The organism is Psychrobacter sp. JCM 18902 (assembly GCF_904846615.1).
In the GTDB taxonomy this organism is placed as follows: domain Bacteria; phylum Pseudomonadota; class Gammaproteobacteria; order Pseudomonadales; family Moraxellaceae; genus Psychrobacter.
Window position 1 is genome coordinate 1,123,127 of the sequence record NZ_CAJHBK010000001.1, and the last position, 17,434, is coordinate 1,140,560.

General features: G+C 41.8%; 15 protein-coding genes. 9 read left to right on the forward strand and 6 right to left on the reverse strand.

The window, feature by feature from the left end; translation table 11 throughout:
• Positions 1–14: 14 nt before the first annotated feature.
• From JMY05_RS04610 to JMY05_RS04620, 3 genes are all read left to right on the forward strand, one after another.
• On the forward strand, positions 15–1,865 hold the full coding sequence (locus JMY05_RS04610) for an ABC transporter ATP-binding protein (RefSeq protein ID WP_045447273.1): 1,851 nt from the start codon (positions 15–17) through the stop codon (positions 1,863–1,865).
• A gap of 71 nt (positions 1,866–1,936) precedes the next feature.
• A complete protein-coding gene (locus JMY05_RS04615) occupies positions 1,937–2,563 on the forward strand; it encodes a GNAT family N-acetyltransferase (RefSeq protein ID WP_060491140.1) in 627 nt (208 codons plus the stop codon).
• Between the two features lie 144 nt (positions 2,564–2,707).
• Entirely contained in the window at positions 2,708–4,252 is a 1,545-nt protein-coding gene (locus JMY05_RS04620; protein ID WP_201614271.1) for a bifunctional 2-methylcitrate dehydratase/aconitate hydratase, read from the forward strand.
• Between the two features lie 120 nt (positions 4,253–4,372).
• Here JMY05_RS04620 and JMY05_RS04625 read toward each other — a convergent pair whose 3' ends face one another.
• Positions 4,373–5,164, reverse strand: a complete 792-nt coding sequence (locus JMY05_RS04625; RefSeq protein ID WP_201614273.1) for an SDR family oxidoreductase — start codon at positions 5,162–5,164, stop codon at positions 4,373–4,375.
• A gap of 240 nt (positions 5,165–5,404) precedes the next feature.
• Here JMY05_RS04625 and JMY05_RS04630 point away from each other — a divergent pair, with 240 nt between their 5' ends.
• The 4 genes from JMY05_RS04630 (at position 5,405) to JMY05_RS04645 (ending at position 9,748) form a co-directional block, all read left to right on the forward strand.
• Positions 5,405–6,769: a DUF2868 domain-containing protein gene (locus JMY05_RS04630; protein ID WP_045447270.1), complete on the forward strand. Its 1,365-nt coding sequence runs from the start codon at positions 5,405–5,407 to the stop codon at positions 6,767–6,769.
• Between the two features lie 130 nt (positions 6,770–6,899).
• Positions 6,900–8,525 (forward strand): DUF3482 domain-containing protein, encoded by a 1,626-nt coding sequence (locus JMY05_RS04635; RefSeq protein WP_045447267.1) that lies wholly within the window; start codon positions 6,900–6,902, stop codon positions 8,523–8,525.
• Between the two features lie 59 nt (positions 8,526–8,584).
• Positions 8,585–9,559 (forward strand): hypothetical protein, encoded by a 975-nt coding sequence (locus JMY05_RS04640; RefSeq protein WP_045447264.1) that lies wholly within the window; start codon positions 8,585–8,587, stop codon positions 9,557–9,559.
• Positions 9,560–9,748 (forward strand): hypothetical protein, encoded by a 189-nt coding sequence (locus tag JMY05_RS04645; RefSeq protein ID WP_045447261.1) that lies wholly within the window; start codon positions 9,560–9,562, stop codon positions 9,746–9,748. It begins immediately after the preceding gene.
• 38 nt (positions 9,749–9,786) lie between these two features.
• Here JMY05_RS04645 and JMY05_RS04650 read toward each other — a convergent pair whose 3' ends face one another.
• From JMY05_RS04650 to JMY05_RS04660, 3 genes are all read right to left on the reverse strand, one after another.
• The gene (locus tag JMY05_RS04650; protein WP_045447258.1) at positions 9,787–10,803 is read right to left on the reverse strand and encodes an ArsA family ATPase; all 1,017 of its coding nucleotides are present in this window, start codon (positions 10,801–10,803) and stop codon (positions 9,787–9,789) included.
• 33 nt (positions 10,804–10,836) lie between these two features.
• Positions 10,837–11,130, reverse strand: a complete 294-nt coding sequence (locus JMY05_RS04655; RefSeq protein WP_045447255.1) for a cory-CC-star protein — start codon at positions 11,128–11,130, stop codon at positions 10,837–10,839.
• A 123-nt stretch (positions 11,131–11,253) separates the two neighbouring features.
• Entirely contained in the window at positions 11,254–12,933 is a 1,680-nt protein-coding gene (locus tag JMY05_RS04660; RefSeq protein WP_201614275.1) for a carbon starvation protein A, read from the reverse strand.
• Positions 12,934–13,229: 296 nt separating this feature from the next.
• Between JMY05_RS04660 and JMY05_RS04665 the strand changes: the two genes are divergently transcribed.
• Both JMY05_RS04665 and JMY05_RS04670 read left to right on the forward strand, forming a co-directional pair.
• Positions 13,230–13,898, forward strand: a complete 669-nt coding sequence (locus JMY05_RS04665) for a hypothetical protein (protein ID WP_045447252.1) — start codon at positions 13,230–13,232, stop codon at positions 13,896–13,898.
• Between the two features lie 102 nt (positions 13,899–14,000).
• A complete protein-coding gene (locus JMY05_RS04670; protein ID WP_045447249.1) occupies positions 14,001–14,564 on the forward strand; it encodes a hypoxanthine-guanine phosphoribosyltransferase in 564 nt (187 codons plus the stop codon).
• Positions 14,565–14,644: 80 nt separating this feature from the next.
• On the opposite strand, the gene JMY05_RS04675 is transcribed toward JMY05_RS04670, so the two are convergent.
• Together JMY05_RS04675 and recD are read right to left on the reverse strand one after the other, a co-directional pair.
• Positions 14,645–15,163, reverse strand: coding sequence for a MepB family protein (locus tag JMY05_RS04675; protein WP_201614277.1), 519 nt, complete (start codon positions 15,161–15,163; stop codon positions 14,645–14,647).
• Positions 15,164–15,200: 37 nt separating this feature from the next.
• Complete coding sequence (gene recD / locus JMY05_RS04680; protein WP_201614279.1) at positions 15,201–17,411, reverse strand: exodeoxyribonuclease V subunit alpha; 2,211 nt, start codon at positions 17,409–17,411, stop codon at positions 15,201–15,203.
• Positions 17,412–17,434: the final 23 nt, after the last annotated feature.

Genomic DNA, 17,434 nt, shown 5'->3' on the forward strand with positions numbered 1-17,434 from the left:
TATTAAACTAATTTATGTCACTTACCCAACCAAGCCAATCGTCCTTCGTTAAAAAGCCGCCACTCAAAAAAACGGAGCGGCGCGCTTTGTTATGGGATATCCTCAAAAAGCTTGCCGTTTTTGCCGCGCCATATAAAGTTTTAATTATTGCCACACTGATACTCACAGTACTTGGCTCGTTTACAGCGCAAGTTAATGCCTTTGTGCTGCGCTATGCCGTTGATACCTTGACCGAAATCGCTACCCTCGCTGAGCCTTGGGAAGCTGGCGTGCGCATGCTGACCATTATCAGTGCGGTACTCTTAACCAAAGAGATATTGTCGATATTCATCTCATTTGGGCAACGCTTCTTTGGTGAAAAGATTCGTATCAATCTCTCGCGTGATTTATCGCAAAAAATCATTGAGCGTATCTTAACCTACCGCATGGCATTTTATACCAGTAGCGAAAACGACAGCGGCAAGTTGCAAACGCGTATTGATTATGGGGTCAGCAGTTTAACCAGTTTAGTGCAAAACTTCTTTATCGATATGCTACCGCTGTTTGCCAGTGCGATCGTCTCACTCATCATTATGTTTTCGACCAATTTTTGGATAGGCTTGGTCGGTCTTATTATCATTCCCATTTACTTTTTCATCAGTCAAAAACAAGCGCGGCGTCTACAAGGATTCCGTCGGCAGATGCGTGGCTATCGAGAAGCCAAAAGTGGCTTGGTTATCTCCTTGATCAACTCTATCAGCGTGGTGAAATCCTTTGTTCGTGAGTCGATAGAAGCGGAAAAGCACTTAACCATTCAAAAAGACATGACTGACAATCAGCTGCGTATTCGCAGTATTGGTTTTATTTATGATGCGATAAAGACCTTTATTGAGCAGATTGGCGTGGTGGTAATCATTCTGCTGACGTCCTACTTTGTTTTAAAAGGCGAGATGACCATCGGTATGATTTTATTCCATGTCATGCTGTTTCAAAATGTCGCCGCCCCTATTCGTCAATTGCATCGTATCTATGATCAAATCAACAATGCTCTGACTTATGCTGAAGGCTTCTTTGATATATTAGAAGATGAAAGCCAAGTTGAAGATATCACGGGCAGAAGTAGTGAAAATTTAAAAGGTCATATTGAGCTGAAAAACGTCGATTTCACATATCCGAATGGCACGCAAGCGCTAAAAGATGTCAGCTTTACTATCAAGCCCAATCGTATTACTGCGCTGGTGGGTTTAAGTGGTGCTGGCAAGAGTACGATTATCAGCTTATTGGTAAAGTTTTATGCGCCAGATAGCGGCACTATATGGCTAGACGGACATAATTTAGCTGACTGCGATACTCATGAATTGCGTCAAAATATTGGCTTGGTACTACAAAGTAATCATATATTTTCCGGTACGATTAGCGAAAATATCCGCTATGGTGATATGAATGCGACAGATGAAAATATTATCATTGCAGCAAAAAAAGCCTCTATTCATGAGCAAATTATTAATTTAGCAGAAGGCTATGAGAGTACAGCAAAGTCATTGTCTGGTGGTCAGCAGCAGCGTATCGCGCTGGCACGGATGTTTTTAAAAGATCCACCCATTGTGTTTTTGGATGAGCCAACCGCTAGCCTCGATGCCATCGCCAGCCAACAAGTGAAGAAGAGCCTAGATCTCATCAAAAAAGATCGTACCGTGATTATGGTCTCGCATAATATTGCCCAAATTATCGATGCGGATGATTTGGTCGTGATAGAAGATGGTCGCGTGGTTGAAACCGGTACGCATGAAGCGCTATATGAGAAACACGGCAAATATTTTGAGATATTCAATGCCATGTCGGATAGCTTAAATTTGGATAAAATCAGCCAGACTCTAAAGGGTTAGGAATGGTTAATGTGTGCCTAAATCGTTATAATGCCAATCTTTTACCGCCTATTTCCAGAAGCTAGCCCACTATGACTTGTGAATTTTCTATCAAAACCTTTGATGAGCTGACCTCAGTTGATCTCTATCATATTTTAAAAGCCCGATCACAAGTGTTTGTGGTTGAGCAAAACTGCGCTTATCAAGATATGGATGAGGTGGACTTTGATTGCCTACATCTGATCGCGCATCAAAACGAGGCGTTGGTAGGCTACTGCCGTATCATTCCGCCTGAATTTAATAAATTAAAATCCAATCTATCGGTCGCTGACCCTACGATTAAGACCAATCATACTGCTATGCCTGCCATCGGTAGAGTGCTGGTATTATCAGAGCACAGAGGTGAAGGTATAGCACGGCAGATGATGATTCATGCCATAGCGCACTGCCGTAAAAAATATGGTAAGAAGCGCCCGATTATACTCTCTGCACAAGCCTATTTACTCAGCTTTTATGAGTCCTTGGGGTTTGTCCCTGAAGGCGATCATTATCTCGAAGACAACATAGAACATGTAAAAATGGTTCTATACGTTGCCAAGAAAAACAAAGTACAAAAAGAGCGTACTGAGTCTGCCTCCACAACGAACAAAGTATTAAGTTTTCTGCTGTTTATCATGGCGGCTTTATTTGTGTTAGGTCTGCTATATTTGATGATTTAAGCGCGCCGCAAGGTTTTAATTTTTAACATAATTCAGTTTGGTTGTTTCATATTGAGTGTGCTACTTTTAAATGATGGCTAATTTAAAAAAATGACCGAGATAATGGGTCAAGAAAGTAGCACACTCAAGGAAGAGGAGACAACCATGTCAAATGATAATTTAGATACAACACATTCAAATAAAAATGATGCCACGGTAGAAAGCAATGTCCGTCCAGAATATGACATTGAGATTCAAAAGATTGCTGATTATGTGCTTAATTATTCGATAGATAACGACTCCCCCAATAGCGCAGATGCTTGGAATACTGCGCGTCATTGCTTGATGGATACGCTTGGTTGTGGTCTGCTTGCGCTACGTTTCCCTGAATGTACTAAGCATTTGGGTCCTGATTGTGCCGATCAGCTTACCCCTAATGGCGCGCGCGTTCCGGGTACAACCCACAGACTAGATCCTATCAAAGCTGCCTTTGATATCGGCTGTATGGTGCGCTGGCTAGATTATAATGACACGTGGCTGGCTGCTGAATGGGGACACCCTTCGGACAATTTAGGCGGTATCCTAGCGGTCGCCGATTATATTAGCCAACAAAGTGTCAGTCGCAATCATCCGCCATTAACCATGCGTGAGGTGCTTGAGGCTATGATTATGGCGCATGAGATTCAGGGGGTAATTGCACTGGAAAACTCATTCAACCGTGTGGGTCTTGATCATGTGTTTTTAGTTAAATTGGCCTCTACTGCTGTGGTCGCCAAGCTCTATAAATTACCACGTGAGCGTATCATGGCTGCCATCTCGCAGGCGATCGTCGATGGTCAGGCGTTGCGTACCTATCGTCATGCACCCAATGCCGGTAGCCGTAAATCTTGGGCGGCAGGCGACGCTACCAGTCGTGCGGTACGCTTGGTTGACATTACTCGTCGCGGTGAAATGGGTATCCCTGGGGCACTCTCTGCACCGCAATGGGGGTTTTATGATGTATTGTTTAGCCATACCAATAAAGACTTAGCCCTTAAACCTGCAAACGAGCGCCGTTTTACTTTCCAGCGTGAGTTTGGCAGTTACGTGATGGAAAATATCTTATTTAAGTTAAGCTTTCCTGCCGAGTTTCATGCGCAGACTGCTTGTGAGGCTGCGGTGATTTTACATCCACGCATTGATGACAGAATCGATGATATTGAAAAAATTGTCCTGATGACTCATGAATCCGCGATTAGAATCATCTCTAAAGAAGGCACATTGGCCAATCCTGCGGATCGCGATCATTGTTTGCAATATATGGTTGCGGTGCCTCTGCTCACTGGCGATTTAATGGCAGAAAATTATGAAGACGATTATCATGCACAGCACCATGTTTTGATCGACGGTCTACGCCGCAAAATGATCGTAGAAGAAGATGTGGGTTATTCAAAAGATTACCATGACCCAAGCAAGCGCTCGATTGCCAATGCCATTCAGATATTTTTTAAAGACGGTAGCAGTACCGACAAGGTTGTGGTCGAATACCCTATCGGACATAAGCGCCGCCGCAAAGAAGGTATCCCTGTATTAGAAGCCAAGTTTCGTGCCAGTTTGGCAACGCGATTTATCGACAGTCGCTGTCAGGATATTTTTGCGCTTTGTAGCGATCAAACACGCTTAGAGCACACACCTGTACATGAGTTTATGGACTTGTTTATGGCGAATTAAGCATGTGCCTATTTAAAAAAACCCTTATCTTATCAATAAAATAGGGCGTGTTCTCATATTAAGGACACGCCCTATTTTTATCTCTTGAATTGGCTTTGTGAACGTTTCAATCATTTAGAGCTACCAAGGTATGGATTCCCCTGCCCAGTCAACAAAGCTTCCTGATTGCACCGCCGTCATACGGTTAAGCACTTCTAATAAGCACTCCGCACTGTAGGCTGGCGAAAACAACTGACCTTCGACCACATTACCTTGAAAAGGGGCTGATAGTTGCGTATTTACCGTTCCTGGTTGCATGACAACCACGCACCCGTCTTTAAGCGAGCGACTCCATTCAATACTCAGGTTTTTCATGCCCATATTGAGTGCCGCTTTACTCATACGATAGCTATACCAGCCGCCCAGTTGGTTGTCACTGATACTGCCAACGCGCGCGGATATCGTCGCAAAGATCGCGGGCTTGTCATTACTACGCGCAGATTTGGCTAATAGTGGTCTAAAATGCTTGGCAATGAGCAAGCTAGCTAAGGCATTCACTTGCATATTTTGTAAAAAGAAATCAGTCTCAACCTGACGCAGCGCTTTTTCTGGCTGCTGCGTCGCCGTATGTAATAACCCTGCACAATTGATAATCCAATCAATATGAGGGGTTTGCTGCTGAATAACCTCGGCTGCTTGCTCGATACTCTGTTCGTCGCAGAGGTTCATGGATATCCAATGCAGATTGTCAGCCTCAAAATCAGGTACATTGCGATGATAAGTCGCAAAGACATGAATACCCTGTTTTCCACCATTATCGGTATTCGCATTCTCATCCTTATTGCCACTGGCAGTGCCATCTACTAATTGCTTAATCATCGCTCTACCAATGCCGCCTGTACCACCAACGATTAGATATGTTCTGTTATTCATGATGATTCCTTTTTTGGATTCCCTTTAACAGCGTTTGTTCACCCTCTGTTTTTTTACACTATTGTCATTATCATTTTATTCATTATTCATTTTGGCTGATTTTTATTGTCTTTACCATGATAAAAATGCTTAATAAATGTTCATTTTTTAACATTTGGCGAAGGCGTGTCCTCATATATACGCTACAATAATCAAGAATTATCTCCTACAAAAACGCCTTTATATGGATGTTATCGCATTATGCTATCACCCCAAGATCAATTGACTGAGTTGGTACGCACGCTTGAGACTCAGCAACATGTCTTTGCCACTGACCCGCTACTTATCACGGAAAAACTACAAGGTGAGGATGGCAAACCCATTCAAAAATTGCACCGCCGAGCCTCACGCATCGATAGTAATGGTGCGTTGGCACAAGTATTAGGAAAAATTGACGGGCGTATTAAAGGCATCATGGTGGTCATGAGCGTGGTGTGGTGTCTCTCGGGATTTTTGGGATTATTCACCTTACTACAGACCAATGTGGTGAATTTCTTTTATGTCTTGGTTTGCTTACTGGGTTTTCATACCATTATGCTGTTAGGCTGGCTGGTGATGACCCTGATTAATCAAGGCAAGCAGTCTTCGAATTGGTTTGCCAATTTTGTCAGTCCCAGTTATCTGATACGTGGTAAAGACGATGTTACCAAGGCGGCAGTCGACTTGTACGAGCGCCAATTACAGCATAGTGGGATGCGCTGGTATTTGGGGCGATTTAGTCATCAGTTATGGCTGGCAACGTTGACGGGCATGCTGCTGGCGATTATTTTCCTATTGATTGTGCGTCAGTATAGCTTTAGCTGGGAGTCGACTTTACTATCCGATCAAGCGCTAATTACTTTGACACAGGTACTTGGCTGGTTACCAAGTATGGTGGGATTCGATGTGCCAGATAGCAACGCTATTGTACAGAGTCGCTTGGTGACTGATGCGATGCCATTGACTGTCGCGCGGCAATGGGCAGGCTTATTGGTTGGTAGCTTGCTGATGTACGGTATTGTGCCAAGAGCGATTGCTTGGGCGTTTTGCGCATTGATGTTCCGTCGTAAAAAGATGCGTTTGGACATCAAGCAGCCTTATTATCAAAAGATAATAAACTTTTGGCAACGTCAGGTGGTAGATGCTGATGACTTTAATGAAGTGCCCGTTCCTATTGCGCCAAAAGCAGCCGTCAGCGCTGGCAAGAAGCTGGTTGCTTTGCTTGAGTATCCAGCAGAGCAGGATAACTGGTGGCTTGAAGGTTTGGATGCCAATATTAATAATAGTGAGATAGAGAATTTCGGTATCGTTGATGACCGTGACGATATGGCACGTCTGAAGACGTATTTAGACAATCATCCAGTGCAGGTCTTACTTGGTATTCATCATAAATCCTTACCTGACCGTGGTACATTGCGTAAACTTGATCAAATCGCTGCTCACGCCAAAAATGGGCTAATTGTGCAGCTGCTGAGTGATTCAAGCGCTTTAGACTTAACCAAGCAGGTTGCAGACTATCAAGATGTCCGTTATCAGCAGTGGCAAACCGCACTCTCTGCCCGCAACATTGGTCTAGTGAATAATTGATTGACTAGCCAAAATGGGATTATTAGTTACTTAAGACAAATGGTTAGTATTAATACCGAAATAGCACATAATTTGTTCTACAATAAAAGTCACTGTATGTTTTGATCATTAATAAATATAAGACGATATTATGAATAATGATAATAAAAAAGAGAATTATGAACACAATAAGCCTGCTGGTCTCTTTGCAGATAAGGCTTATGAGGTAACCCCTAACCCTAATACCGCAAACAGCACTTTAAAATCAGTTGTAACTCAGTCAGTGGAAACTCAAGACAATCAACCTTTATCAACTGAACCATTAACAACAACGACAAGTATGACAAGGAAAACCATCGCCAGTGGTGAACCGCTAAAATTGGCCGTCGTTGGTCATACCAATACGGGCAAGACATCCATACTGCGTACACTATTGCGTGACGTCTATTTTGGTGAAGTCAAAAACGAAGCCGCAACTACCCGTCATGTAGAGCAAGCCAAATTAACAGATAGCCAAACGGGCGAAGTGTTGGTGGTATTGTATGACACACCGGGTTTAGAAGATGCTTCAGGATTGATGGATTGGTTAGAGGACAATACCGCCAGTCGGCGTGATGGCATTGAGCGTTTGCAACAGTTTTTGGCAGCAGACATTGCCCAAGGTGGTGATGCGCTAAATAGCAATGAGGACTATAGCCAAGAGGCCAAAGTGATTCGGCAGCTGCTGGCAAGTGATATGGCCATTTATGTCGTCGATGCACGTGAGCCAGTACTCGGTAAATATAAAGACGAGTTAGCTATTTTATCTTGGGCAGCGATTCCTGTCATGCCTGTATTCAACTTTACGGACGCTCAGGATGCCAATATAGATGAGTGGCAGACGATGCTGGCAAGACGTAATTTGCATATTTCTACACGCTTTGATTCGGTCGCGTTTGAATTCGAAGATGAAATGCGCTTATGGCAGAATTTAGCCACCATGCTTACCCACTCTGAGATGCTTGAGCAGTTGATGGCACGTCGTACTGAAGACTGGGCACAGCTAAATGACGAGGCCAACATTATCATTGCGGATTTTCTGTTAAACGTCGCGGCTTTTGTTCGTGAGATTAGTGAAGATGACGACCCAATGCCAGTATTACAGCAAATGCAAGAGGCCGTGAGGCAAAGTGAACGGGCGATGCAGAACAACTTGCTCAATTTATATAAGTTTTATGACAATGACGTAGCGGCAACCCCGCTTGAGCTAAAAGCCTATCAACAAGATCCGTTTGACCCTGAGCTGCTAAAAAGTTACGGTATTCGCACCACTTCTGGCGCGGCAGCTGGCGCATTATTAGGTCTTGGCATCGATGCTGCAGCACTTGGTACAACCTTGGGATTGGGTGCAGCGATTGGCGGTATCGCAGGTGGGCTGTTATCTAATACCAGTAGTATTGCCGATAGAATCACTGGGGTGAAACGTTTGTATATCGATCCTGCTACGTTGACACTACTGGCCACTCGCTCGATAGATTTACTCACGGCACTACGTCATCGAGGTCATGCTGCAATCGATGCCACGCAATTGCTGTATAAAGGTGAGAAATCCAGTATTGAACAGTCGTTAGATGACGAAAGCACCACTGTCACACCATGGCCGACACATAAATTGCCAAGTGAGCTCAAGAAAGCTCGTGGCAAACCGCAGTGGTCATCACTCAGTAGTGGCAAGTCTGAACAAGCGCAGCTATTACGCGCAGATATGGCATGGTCGCTTTCAGTTAAATTGCAATAGTACAAGCGTGAGTAGCAATCTATTTTTAAAAAAATATTAATTATTTGGATAGAACTTATATGAAACATGAAGATGAACTTTTCGAACTAGAAGACCTTCAAGTAGAAAGTTTAAAAGCAGCTCAGATTGATAAAGAAGTATTGGTACATATATATAGGGATTACATGAGCAATCAGGTAATGCTCATGGAACAAGCACGTTACCTTGGTAATATATTACAGAATGGGAATAGCATAAATTCCGTGAAGCAGAGAATCAAAGACCCTCTTCATTTACTAACTAAAATAGTAAGAAAAAGAAAAGAAGCTCTAAAAGGGAAGGCTGATGTTAAATATTTAAATGTTAACGTAGATAATTATAAAGATATAATCAATGACTTAGTTGGGATTAGAGCTATATACCTCTTCAAGGATAACTGGGAATGGGTTAACGACTTTGTTCTAGGTAATTTTGTCGTATGTGAAGACGAATGTATAACAATCTACCATGCTAACGATGATGATCTTAGTTTATATCCAGAGCATGAGACTACGCATAAAGGATATAAATATGTATTAGACACAAAACCATCCCGCTATCGATCTACGCATTACATAATTAAAGGTATTCCACCTTATGATTTTAAATTTGAACTTCAAACTCGAACTATCTTAGATGAAGCCTGGGGTGAAATCGATCACCATATTCGTTATCCAGATTTCCAGAATAATCTAGAACTAGAAAGAAAGATGTCTATCCTTAATGGCGCTCTTAGTGGATGTGAGGAACTTACCTCGACTTATTTCACTCATTTCAATGAAATAAGAGCTAAGAATGAAGAAGACCTATTGGAAGCAGACGAGCAAGGGTTAACGCTTATGCCTAGACAACAAGCCTTAGATTTAATTTCTGATAGTGCTAAAGTAACAGACAGTACATGGGATCAAATTATATTAGATTTAGCTTTAACAAGAGAAAGAGAGAGAGTGGCAACAAGTCAGGAGATCCTTAAAAATAAAATGTACTTCGAAAAATTCAATATTCAAAAGAAATAGATGGAGGATCTACTGCTTCGTGGTGCAATGAAGAAATTAGAAAATAAACAAGTGGCTAATAAAGAAACAGACTCATCAAAAATTTCACAAAGAGAGCTTCAAATCACTAAATACAAAAGTGCTTTGAAAGGAGTGTCTGATCAAGTACCTATGATAAATATCAAAGGTGAGGACGAGAAAGACACATAAATTATTAGCATTGTATAATCCTATATGTCTAAAATTTTTTATAGTACTGATTTTAACAACTCACTCAATGCATCAGTGCCGCGTACGTCCGTTTGTTGCAGATATATTGGGTATAGCGGATACTTGGGAAAGCTTTGCTCAATATCTTGCATTAATTGCTGTTGGCGTTCAGCTCGATGACGCCAAAACGCATCAGACTGGGTCGGTGCTATCAACTGATTGATCACGATGGCGGCTGGCATGAGCTTACTGTCTTCTAACTGAGCTATCGCTCGCTTTGTTTCAGCCAGTGGCAATACATCAGCCGTCATAACCAATACAATGGCGGTTTGTGTACGGTCATGCAGTAGCAACCCTGCCTGACAAAACAGCTGTTTGCGTTTTTCTAGTACCGATACTGCTTGCTCCCAGCGGTCGGTTTTTTTTGCGGCAAATGGATTGGCTAAGTCATTTTTGTTATTGTGTTGTTCATGACTGCCTAAATGATTTGCCACTGAGCGAAGTTTTGCTTGCCTTCGCTGCTGAGCGAGCAATCCATCCGTCCATGCCCCCATCATTTCAGGCAGCACTAATAAACGCAGTGTATGTCCCGTCGGTGCGGTATCAAAAATGATGTGCTCATAACCGGCATCTGCTGCTGCAACCAAGTGCTGGCACATAGATTCGAGCATCGCGGCTTCTTGTGCGCCAGGTGCTGATTTTGATAGCCGTAGATGTTCGCGAATTTTTGGCATCATGTCTGGATTGGCATAAGAGGTGATGGTGCGTTCAACTTGGGCAAAATGCTCATCAACGATGATATCAGGGTTTAATTCAATAGCATCTAGATAAGGAGTTACGACTGTTTTTTGGTTTTTGAGCGGGACGTTTAACACATCGCCCAAGCTGTGTGCTGGATCGGTCGAGACAATCAATGTCTTTTTGCCTTGATTGGCATAATAGCTGGCAAGTGCGGCGGCAGTGGTGGTTTTACCGACACCGCCCTTTCCACCGATAAATATAATCGGCTGCTTTGCCAGTTGCTCTACCAATGCGGGTAAAGGGTGTAATGCCATACTTATATCTCATTTTGATGAATTCAAAGGAAACTAGCAGCAACCTATGTGGTCAAAAGGGCATCTATCCATGCCCATACGTGTATGCCATTCATGGAAGTTTTCTAAAAATAATGGCTGCAACTCTAGCGTATAAAAGCTGGCCGGATTGTCGATACCTAAGCTTTCTGCGAACATGAGTAGCATAAAAAAATCTTCTTCATCACGCGCGGCGCGTGCCATTGTCTGACGATAAGGTGCATGATAAAACTCATTTAACCCTGCCGCAAATCTTTGCCACCATGGCTCAATATTTTTTATAGGTTTTGTTATATCCGTGTTTTCCATAATCACTCTTCTTTTGCGGATGCTTATTAACTATCATGCCTATATGAGACAAAAAACGCCAGCAATTGCTGCTAGCGTTTTTTATACATTTTAGTAAATATTTAACTAGGCATTCAACATGGCTTAGAGGTTACTTTTGCCTCTGTGTATTGACCATTCTTTGCGGAGTACCGATAGACTCTCAAACGTCACTAAAATCGTGGCTATTAAGATAATGATATCCATAATAATAAGCAGCCAATTACCATCATTGAAAAAGGTTTTTAGCTGAATCAATAACGCAAAAACCGTCATGACTAGTAAGAATGACAATGGCCCCAAGGTATACCACACAGGTCTGCCTTTACGTAACAAGATAACGGTGACAATCATCAAGGTTAATGCAGCCATGAGCTGATTCGTCGTACCAAATAACGGCCAAATAATCATACCGCCAGCACCATCGATGCCACCAGCACCAAAGGCTAACAACAAACAGCTACCAACGGCAAGCAATGTTGCCACCACACTTTTATTCAGAACAGGCAGTTTATAAATTTCACCAAACTCTTGGAAGATATAGCGTTGCAAACGTACCCCAGTATCCATCGTAGTACCAGCGAACAATGCTGCCATTACCGTCAGCATCGTCTGCGATAAAACCATATCAATACCGACGCCTGCATTCAGTATGGTCGCACCGCCATCAATAAAGGCACCAATAGAGCCATCGCCAAATTTTTGATAAACAGCTTGCCAGTCGCCAAGGGTTGCAAAGCCTGCCGTTGCCGCAAGTATCGCACCCAGTGCCAGCATTCCCTCACCCATGGCACCGAAGTAACCAACGAAACGCACATCTTCTTCTTTATCAATCTGCTTAGATGTCGTACCCGTTGCCACCAAACCATGAAAACCTGAGATTGCACCACAAGCAATGGTGACAAACAATAAAGGCACCATAGATGGTGTACCGATTGGCAATGCCGTGTTTATCGCTGGCGCGACAATATTCGGCGTCGCAATAAAGATGGCAGCGTATAACAAAATTAGACCGACAAATAACTGTAAGCCATTGATGTAATCGCGCGGCTGCAAGAGCATCCAAACCGGTAATAAAGAAGCGATTGCCGCATAAGCAAACAAGATAATAATCCAAACAGCATTGTCAGGTAAGCCTAAGAATGTCTCAGGCAATACAACAGGGAACATAGGACCAAGATAGATAAGCCCATATAAAGCCGTGACCCCAATGATTGATACCCAAACCAGATTCATCTTATAGCGATAAATACACTGACCGATAATAAAGGCGACTATCAAAGCCCCCCAAACAGGTAGCACAGCGGACGGGGTTTTTATCATCATATTAGCAATAGCAACACCAAATACCGCATTCACCATGAGTAATAATAAGAAGATAACGATCATCATCAAGCTACGTACACGTGTACCCATGACGGTACCGGCAATCGAACCAATCGACTGACCTCGATTACGCGTACTAGCCCAAATGGCTGACATATCGTGGACACCTGCCATAAAAATCGTGCCCAATACTACCCAAATGATAGCAGGTACCCAGCCCCAAATAACTGCAATGGCAGGGCCAATAATCGGCGCCGCTCCTGCGACTGAAGTAAAATGATGTCCCCATAACACATATTTATTGGTGGGGATATAATCCACCCCATCTTTCATAGTATGCGCTGGCGTGGGGATACTGTTATCCAATGCCAAGATTTTAGTAGCGATAAATTTTGAGTAAAACAGATAACCGCAAAGCATCGCGGCAACAGCAAACACTAGCACGATTGCACTATTCATCTTATCTCTCCTTAGACAAGTAATAGGTAGCCTTATAAGTTCAAGCTTTTTAATTTAGAATATAAAAAATATGTTAAATTAGTCGGCGACTAGTGACTTAGCGCACCTGTCCAAAGGCTGTTTATAGAAGTACTGTGGTATCATCATCCATTAATAAGGCTTTGCATTCTATCGTTAGCACATGTCACTAGTCAGCATATGGTGAGTCTTTGACTGCAACCCATTTAGATACTAACTGATTTAACGACAAATGTAACGCTGGTTAAACATGAAAAACAACAAATAAAGGAAGCACCATGGCGCATTATTTTGGGTTTGTACCTTCAGATAAATTGAAAGCATTAATCATTGACGCTGAGCAAGTGATTGCCTCAAATGAGGAGGTCGAATACTACCCATATCGTGATGCCTTGACGCATCAAACAGCACGTGATCTAATCGACAATTTGTTGATTGGATTGGTAGATATTATTCCAAACCCTGAACGTCAAGCTTCAATGCGCAAAATTGTTGGCACAGTTGAAAAAGCAACAGATACGCTGCTTAACATCTTACTCGGTAAAGAGAATAACGAAGAAGTGATGCCAAGCTTTCATTTCTTGAGAGATCGGGCGACGTTTATTGATAATGAAGGCGTAAAACGAGTGGGTTTCAAATTATCTGATGCAGATGCGCAAACCATCGAAAAAGGCTTTGCTGCTATCACACCTGAGCAAGTAGACATGAAAGCATTTAAAACAGCGCTTGAAACCATGAATGAAGAGACATTGACTCACTTTATCAGCCGCTATGCTGAAACGCTGAAACTTGGCGTGATTAAACGCAAAGCTGTCCCAGTTGCCAAAGCCGCCATTGATAAAGGCATGAGTATGGCCTTAAATAAGTTGCTACCCGACCTACCTGATCGCTCTTTAAATCGTTTAGCAAACTATTACCGCCCTTTCATCGTAGAAAAGCCGGAATAAATGCCAGTATTTGATTAATTTTGCCTTAAAAGACAGATGGCATTGGGCAAATTCACTAAAATTTGCTAAAATAAGCGGCACTTTTTACCGAAGGCGCACCCGATGACCCAAATCAGCAACCAAGAAATTGAAAAAACATTACGCAACTCAGAGTGCCTTATCAGTAGCATCGAAGTAGCCGCTGCTTATGAGCGCCTTGCCGCCCAACTCAACCTACATTATGCTGGTTTAAACCCAATCGTTATGGTTGTTATGAATGGTGGACTTATTCCAGCTGGTCAATTATTGACTCATTTGACGTTCTATCATCGCATGCATTATATTCATGCATCACGCTATCGTGATAATGCAGGCACCAATGAGCTAGATTGGAAATTCAAACCTGATGTTAGTATCGAAGGTGAGCATGTATTGCTGATTGATGATATTTTTGATGAAGGTATCACGCTAAAAACAGTTGTCGAAGAATTAAGCAAAGAAAAACCTTTATCACTTGAATGTTGTGTGTTGCTTAATAAAGAGCATGATCGTAAAGTTGAAGATTTTGATGTTGATTTTGTCGGTATCAATGTTGCAGATCGTTATGTCTATGGCTGTGGTATGGATTTCCATGGTTACTTGCGTCATCTGCCTGGCATCTATGCCATCAAAGAAGACAAAGTTTAAGTTCTATATTTGAGTTCAAAAAAAGCATCCAATTTGGATGCTTTTTTATTGCTTAGATTTTGCACTTACTGTTAATTTTTCTACTCATACAAAGCCCGTATTTTTTCTGTAGGCAGTATGTTTGTACCAGTCACCACGAAGAAATAATCGAGTTGCCAATTCTGTGTCTTCTTAGCGGTATTACTGATTAGCTTATCCCAGCTAGGATACACTCTTATACCCATCCTACCTTTTGTAAAATGAGACTGAAGAATATTATGTCTAAGCAAGACATTTTTTGGAAAAACAAACTGCCCAAATGTATGCTTATCTTTAAATGTCGTGATTACTAACAAGTCTGGTGACGAATCATATTGAAAAGGTTGATTAATACCTTTGGAATCTTTTTCCCAAAAGGTAACGAACTGCCCTACTTTGGTAGGTGTTTGTTTAGCTACTCTGAATCTAACTGTCTTGACAGTCAGTCTGTTAATTAATTCAAATGTACCAGCAGTATATTCTAGATTTTGTTGTTCTTCCTTAGTTGAAGCAATAATCAATTGGTTGGGCTTATAAATAATTTCATTAATATGCTCTAGCACAGTATCAAAGGTATACAACTCTAGTCCTCTTTTTATATTTCTGAGCATTTATCTGTTAACGCTGAGAAAACTGTAATGCCAAACCTGTATGGCGCTCAGTAGGTGTTTGAACAGCCTTTTCAAAAGCAGATTTTGTACTATATATAGTTACCTGTTTCTTAGCACGGGTCACCGCCGTATAAATAAGCTCTTTGCTTAGCAATCTAGCATGATTATTATCAAAAGTAATGGCAACGTGCTCAAACTCAGATCCTTGCGATTTATGAATGGTCATCGCATATGCGGTGGCAACTACCTCTTCGTTTAGCAGATTGACGGGAATCCCCTGTGTTTTATTCTCGAAAAAAACTTCTAATCGACTTCTTTCATCCGATGTTTGCAAGCAGAAACCAATGTCACCATTAAATAATCCTAGTTCATAGTTATTTTGTAAAACCATAACAGGACGACCATGGAACCATGTGTTTTGGCCCAGTGGTAGCTTTAGTTCAGTTAGGTGCCATTGAGTAAGATAGTTATTAATGTAGTGATCGCCCCATTCACCATTATGACCAGCACTGAGGATTCTAAACTCATTAAATATCTCCATTAATGATGTAATCGTATTCTTTACTGATTCTGGCATGGATTTTTCTATCGGATCTTTCAGGAGTTCTTTTATTTTATTTATATACTTAATATATTTTGATGATATTTTTGGAATAATTTTTTTATCACCTAGGCTATTCCTTGTCTTATTATCTTTAAGCTCATTTGTTTGCAGCGTATTTACATACTGAAAACTCAAGACTTCATCCTGCCTTAACAGCTGCCAGATGGCTTGCGTATCTATCTCTGCCTGATTAATTTGGTAGGCAAGTTTGCCAATACCTGATTCTGCGCTGAATCTGCGGCTTTCGGTTAACTCTGCATGAATGGGTTGTAACAGTGGGATATGGCACAAGTCAGCCAATACTGCTCCTGCATCGACTGCTGCCAATTGGTTCGCATCGCCTAGCAATATAAGCCTTGCACCTGGTTTCACTGCACTTACGAGATAATTAGCCAACTCGACCCCGAGCATCGACGCCTCATCAACGATGATAATATCTTCGCCAAGTGGATTGTTAGTATCGTAGCGCGGTCTACCCGTACGACCAATACCTAACAAGCGATGGATGGTTTTAGCTTCTTGTAACTGTAGATCAATATTTGCTGCATCGAGAGCCGCCTGTAAAGATTCTTGCATGCGCTGGGCGGCCTTACCAGTTGGTGCTGCCAAAGCTAGACTGGCACTGTCCGTACTGAATCTAATATTTTCAGCCCCGTATCCCCCACTCTCTGTCGCTTGTTGCAGCGCAATGACTAACTGCGCCACGGTATAGGTTTTACCTGTACCTGGACCACCAGTGATGATGCTAAATGCATTATTATTAGCCACATTAATAGCTGCTATCTGCTGATCGTTTAAATTTTTGGGTATTGATATATTTAGAGGGGTTATCTGTTGATTTAAAATAGTATTAATGTGCTGTGCTAAATTAAACTCGGCTTGCCATGCACGATGTAGCCAAAAAGTTAGTGCTAGCTTTGTTTCATTATTAGTCTGACTTTCTCGAATTTTATATATGATAGGTTTATTTTTGCTTAGGCTATTTACTTTATCGTTATTATTAATGCTAGTATTAACCTCAGCAAACAAATCGTGTTCATTAACTAGGCGTATAAAAAAATTTAAGTCCGTATTTTTCAATAATTGGTATAGCATAGCAATCATGTCAAAACGCTTGGTTAGCACCTCTTTTTCGTGGTTGCTAAGCGCCAATTGCATCCACAGCTGCTCTTTCTTATCAAATAGCGTGTCTAGCAATACGAATAGCGACCTTTCAGTTATAGAGTCATCTTCTGATTGCGTATTTAGTTTGCTATCTATTAGCGCAAAGATTGGCATTGCTAGCATCTCTAATAACTGTTGCTGCCAAGCATATAGCGTAACTACCTCATTATTGATTTGACCTTGCAATGCTTCTTCATGCTCAGCGTCCTCAATGGTTAATACGGTATGTCCCTCTTCCAAATGAGTCGCTAACATAACGAATAAAGCGGTGAATAAATTACTTTCTTCTGTTTTAGCGACTTGCTTGCTATCAGTATTAGCTTTTGCCTCTGTTGCGTTATAGGCTAAATACGTTTGCTCGCGGCGTAGCAATATATAATCACTGATGTTACTAGCCCAGCTTTGTTGTAGCCCAATTACTGCCTTACTCTCTTTTTTATTATTACTCATAGTATGCTTATCTCTATATTAAA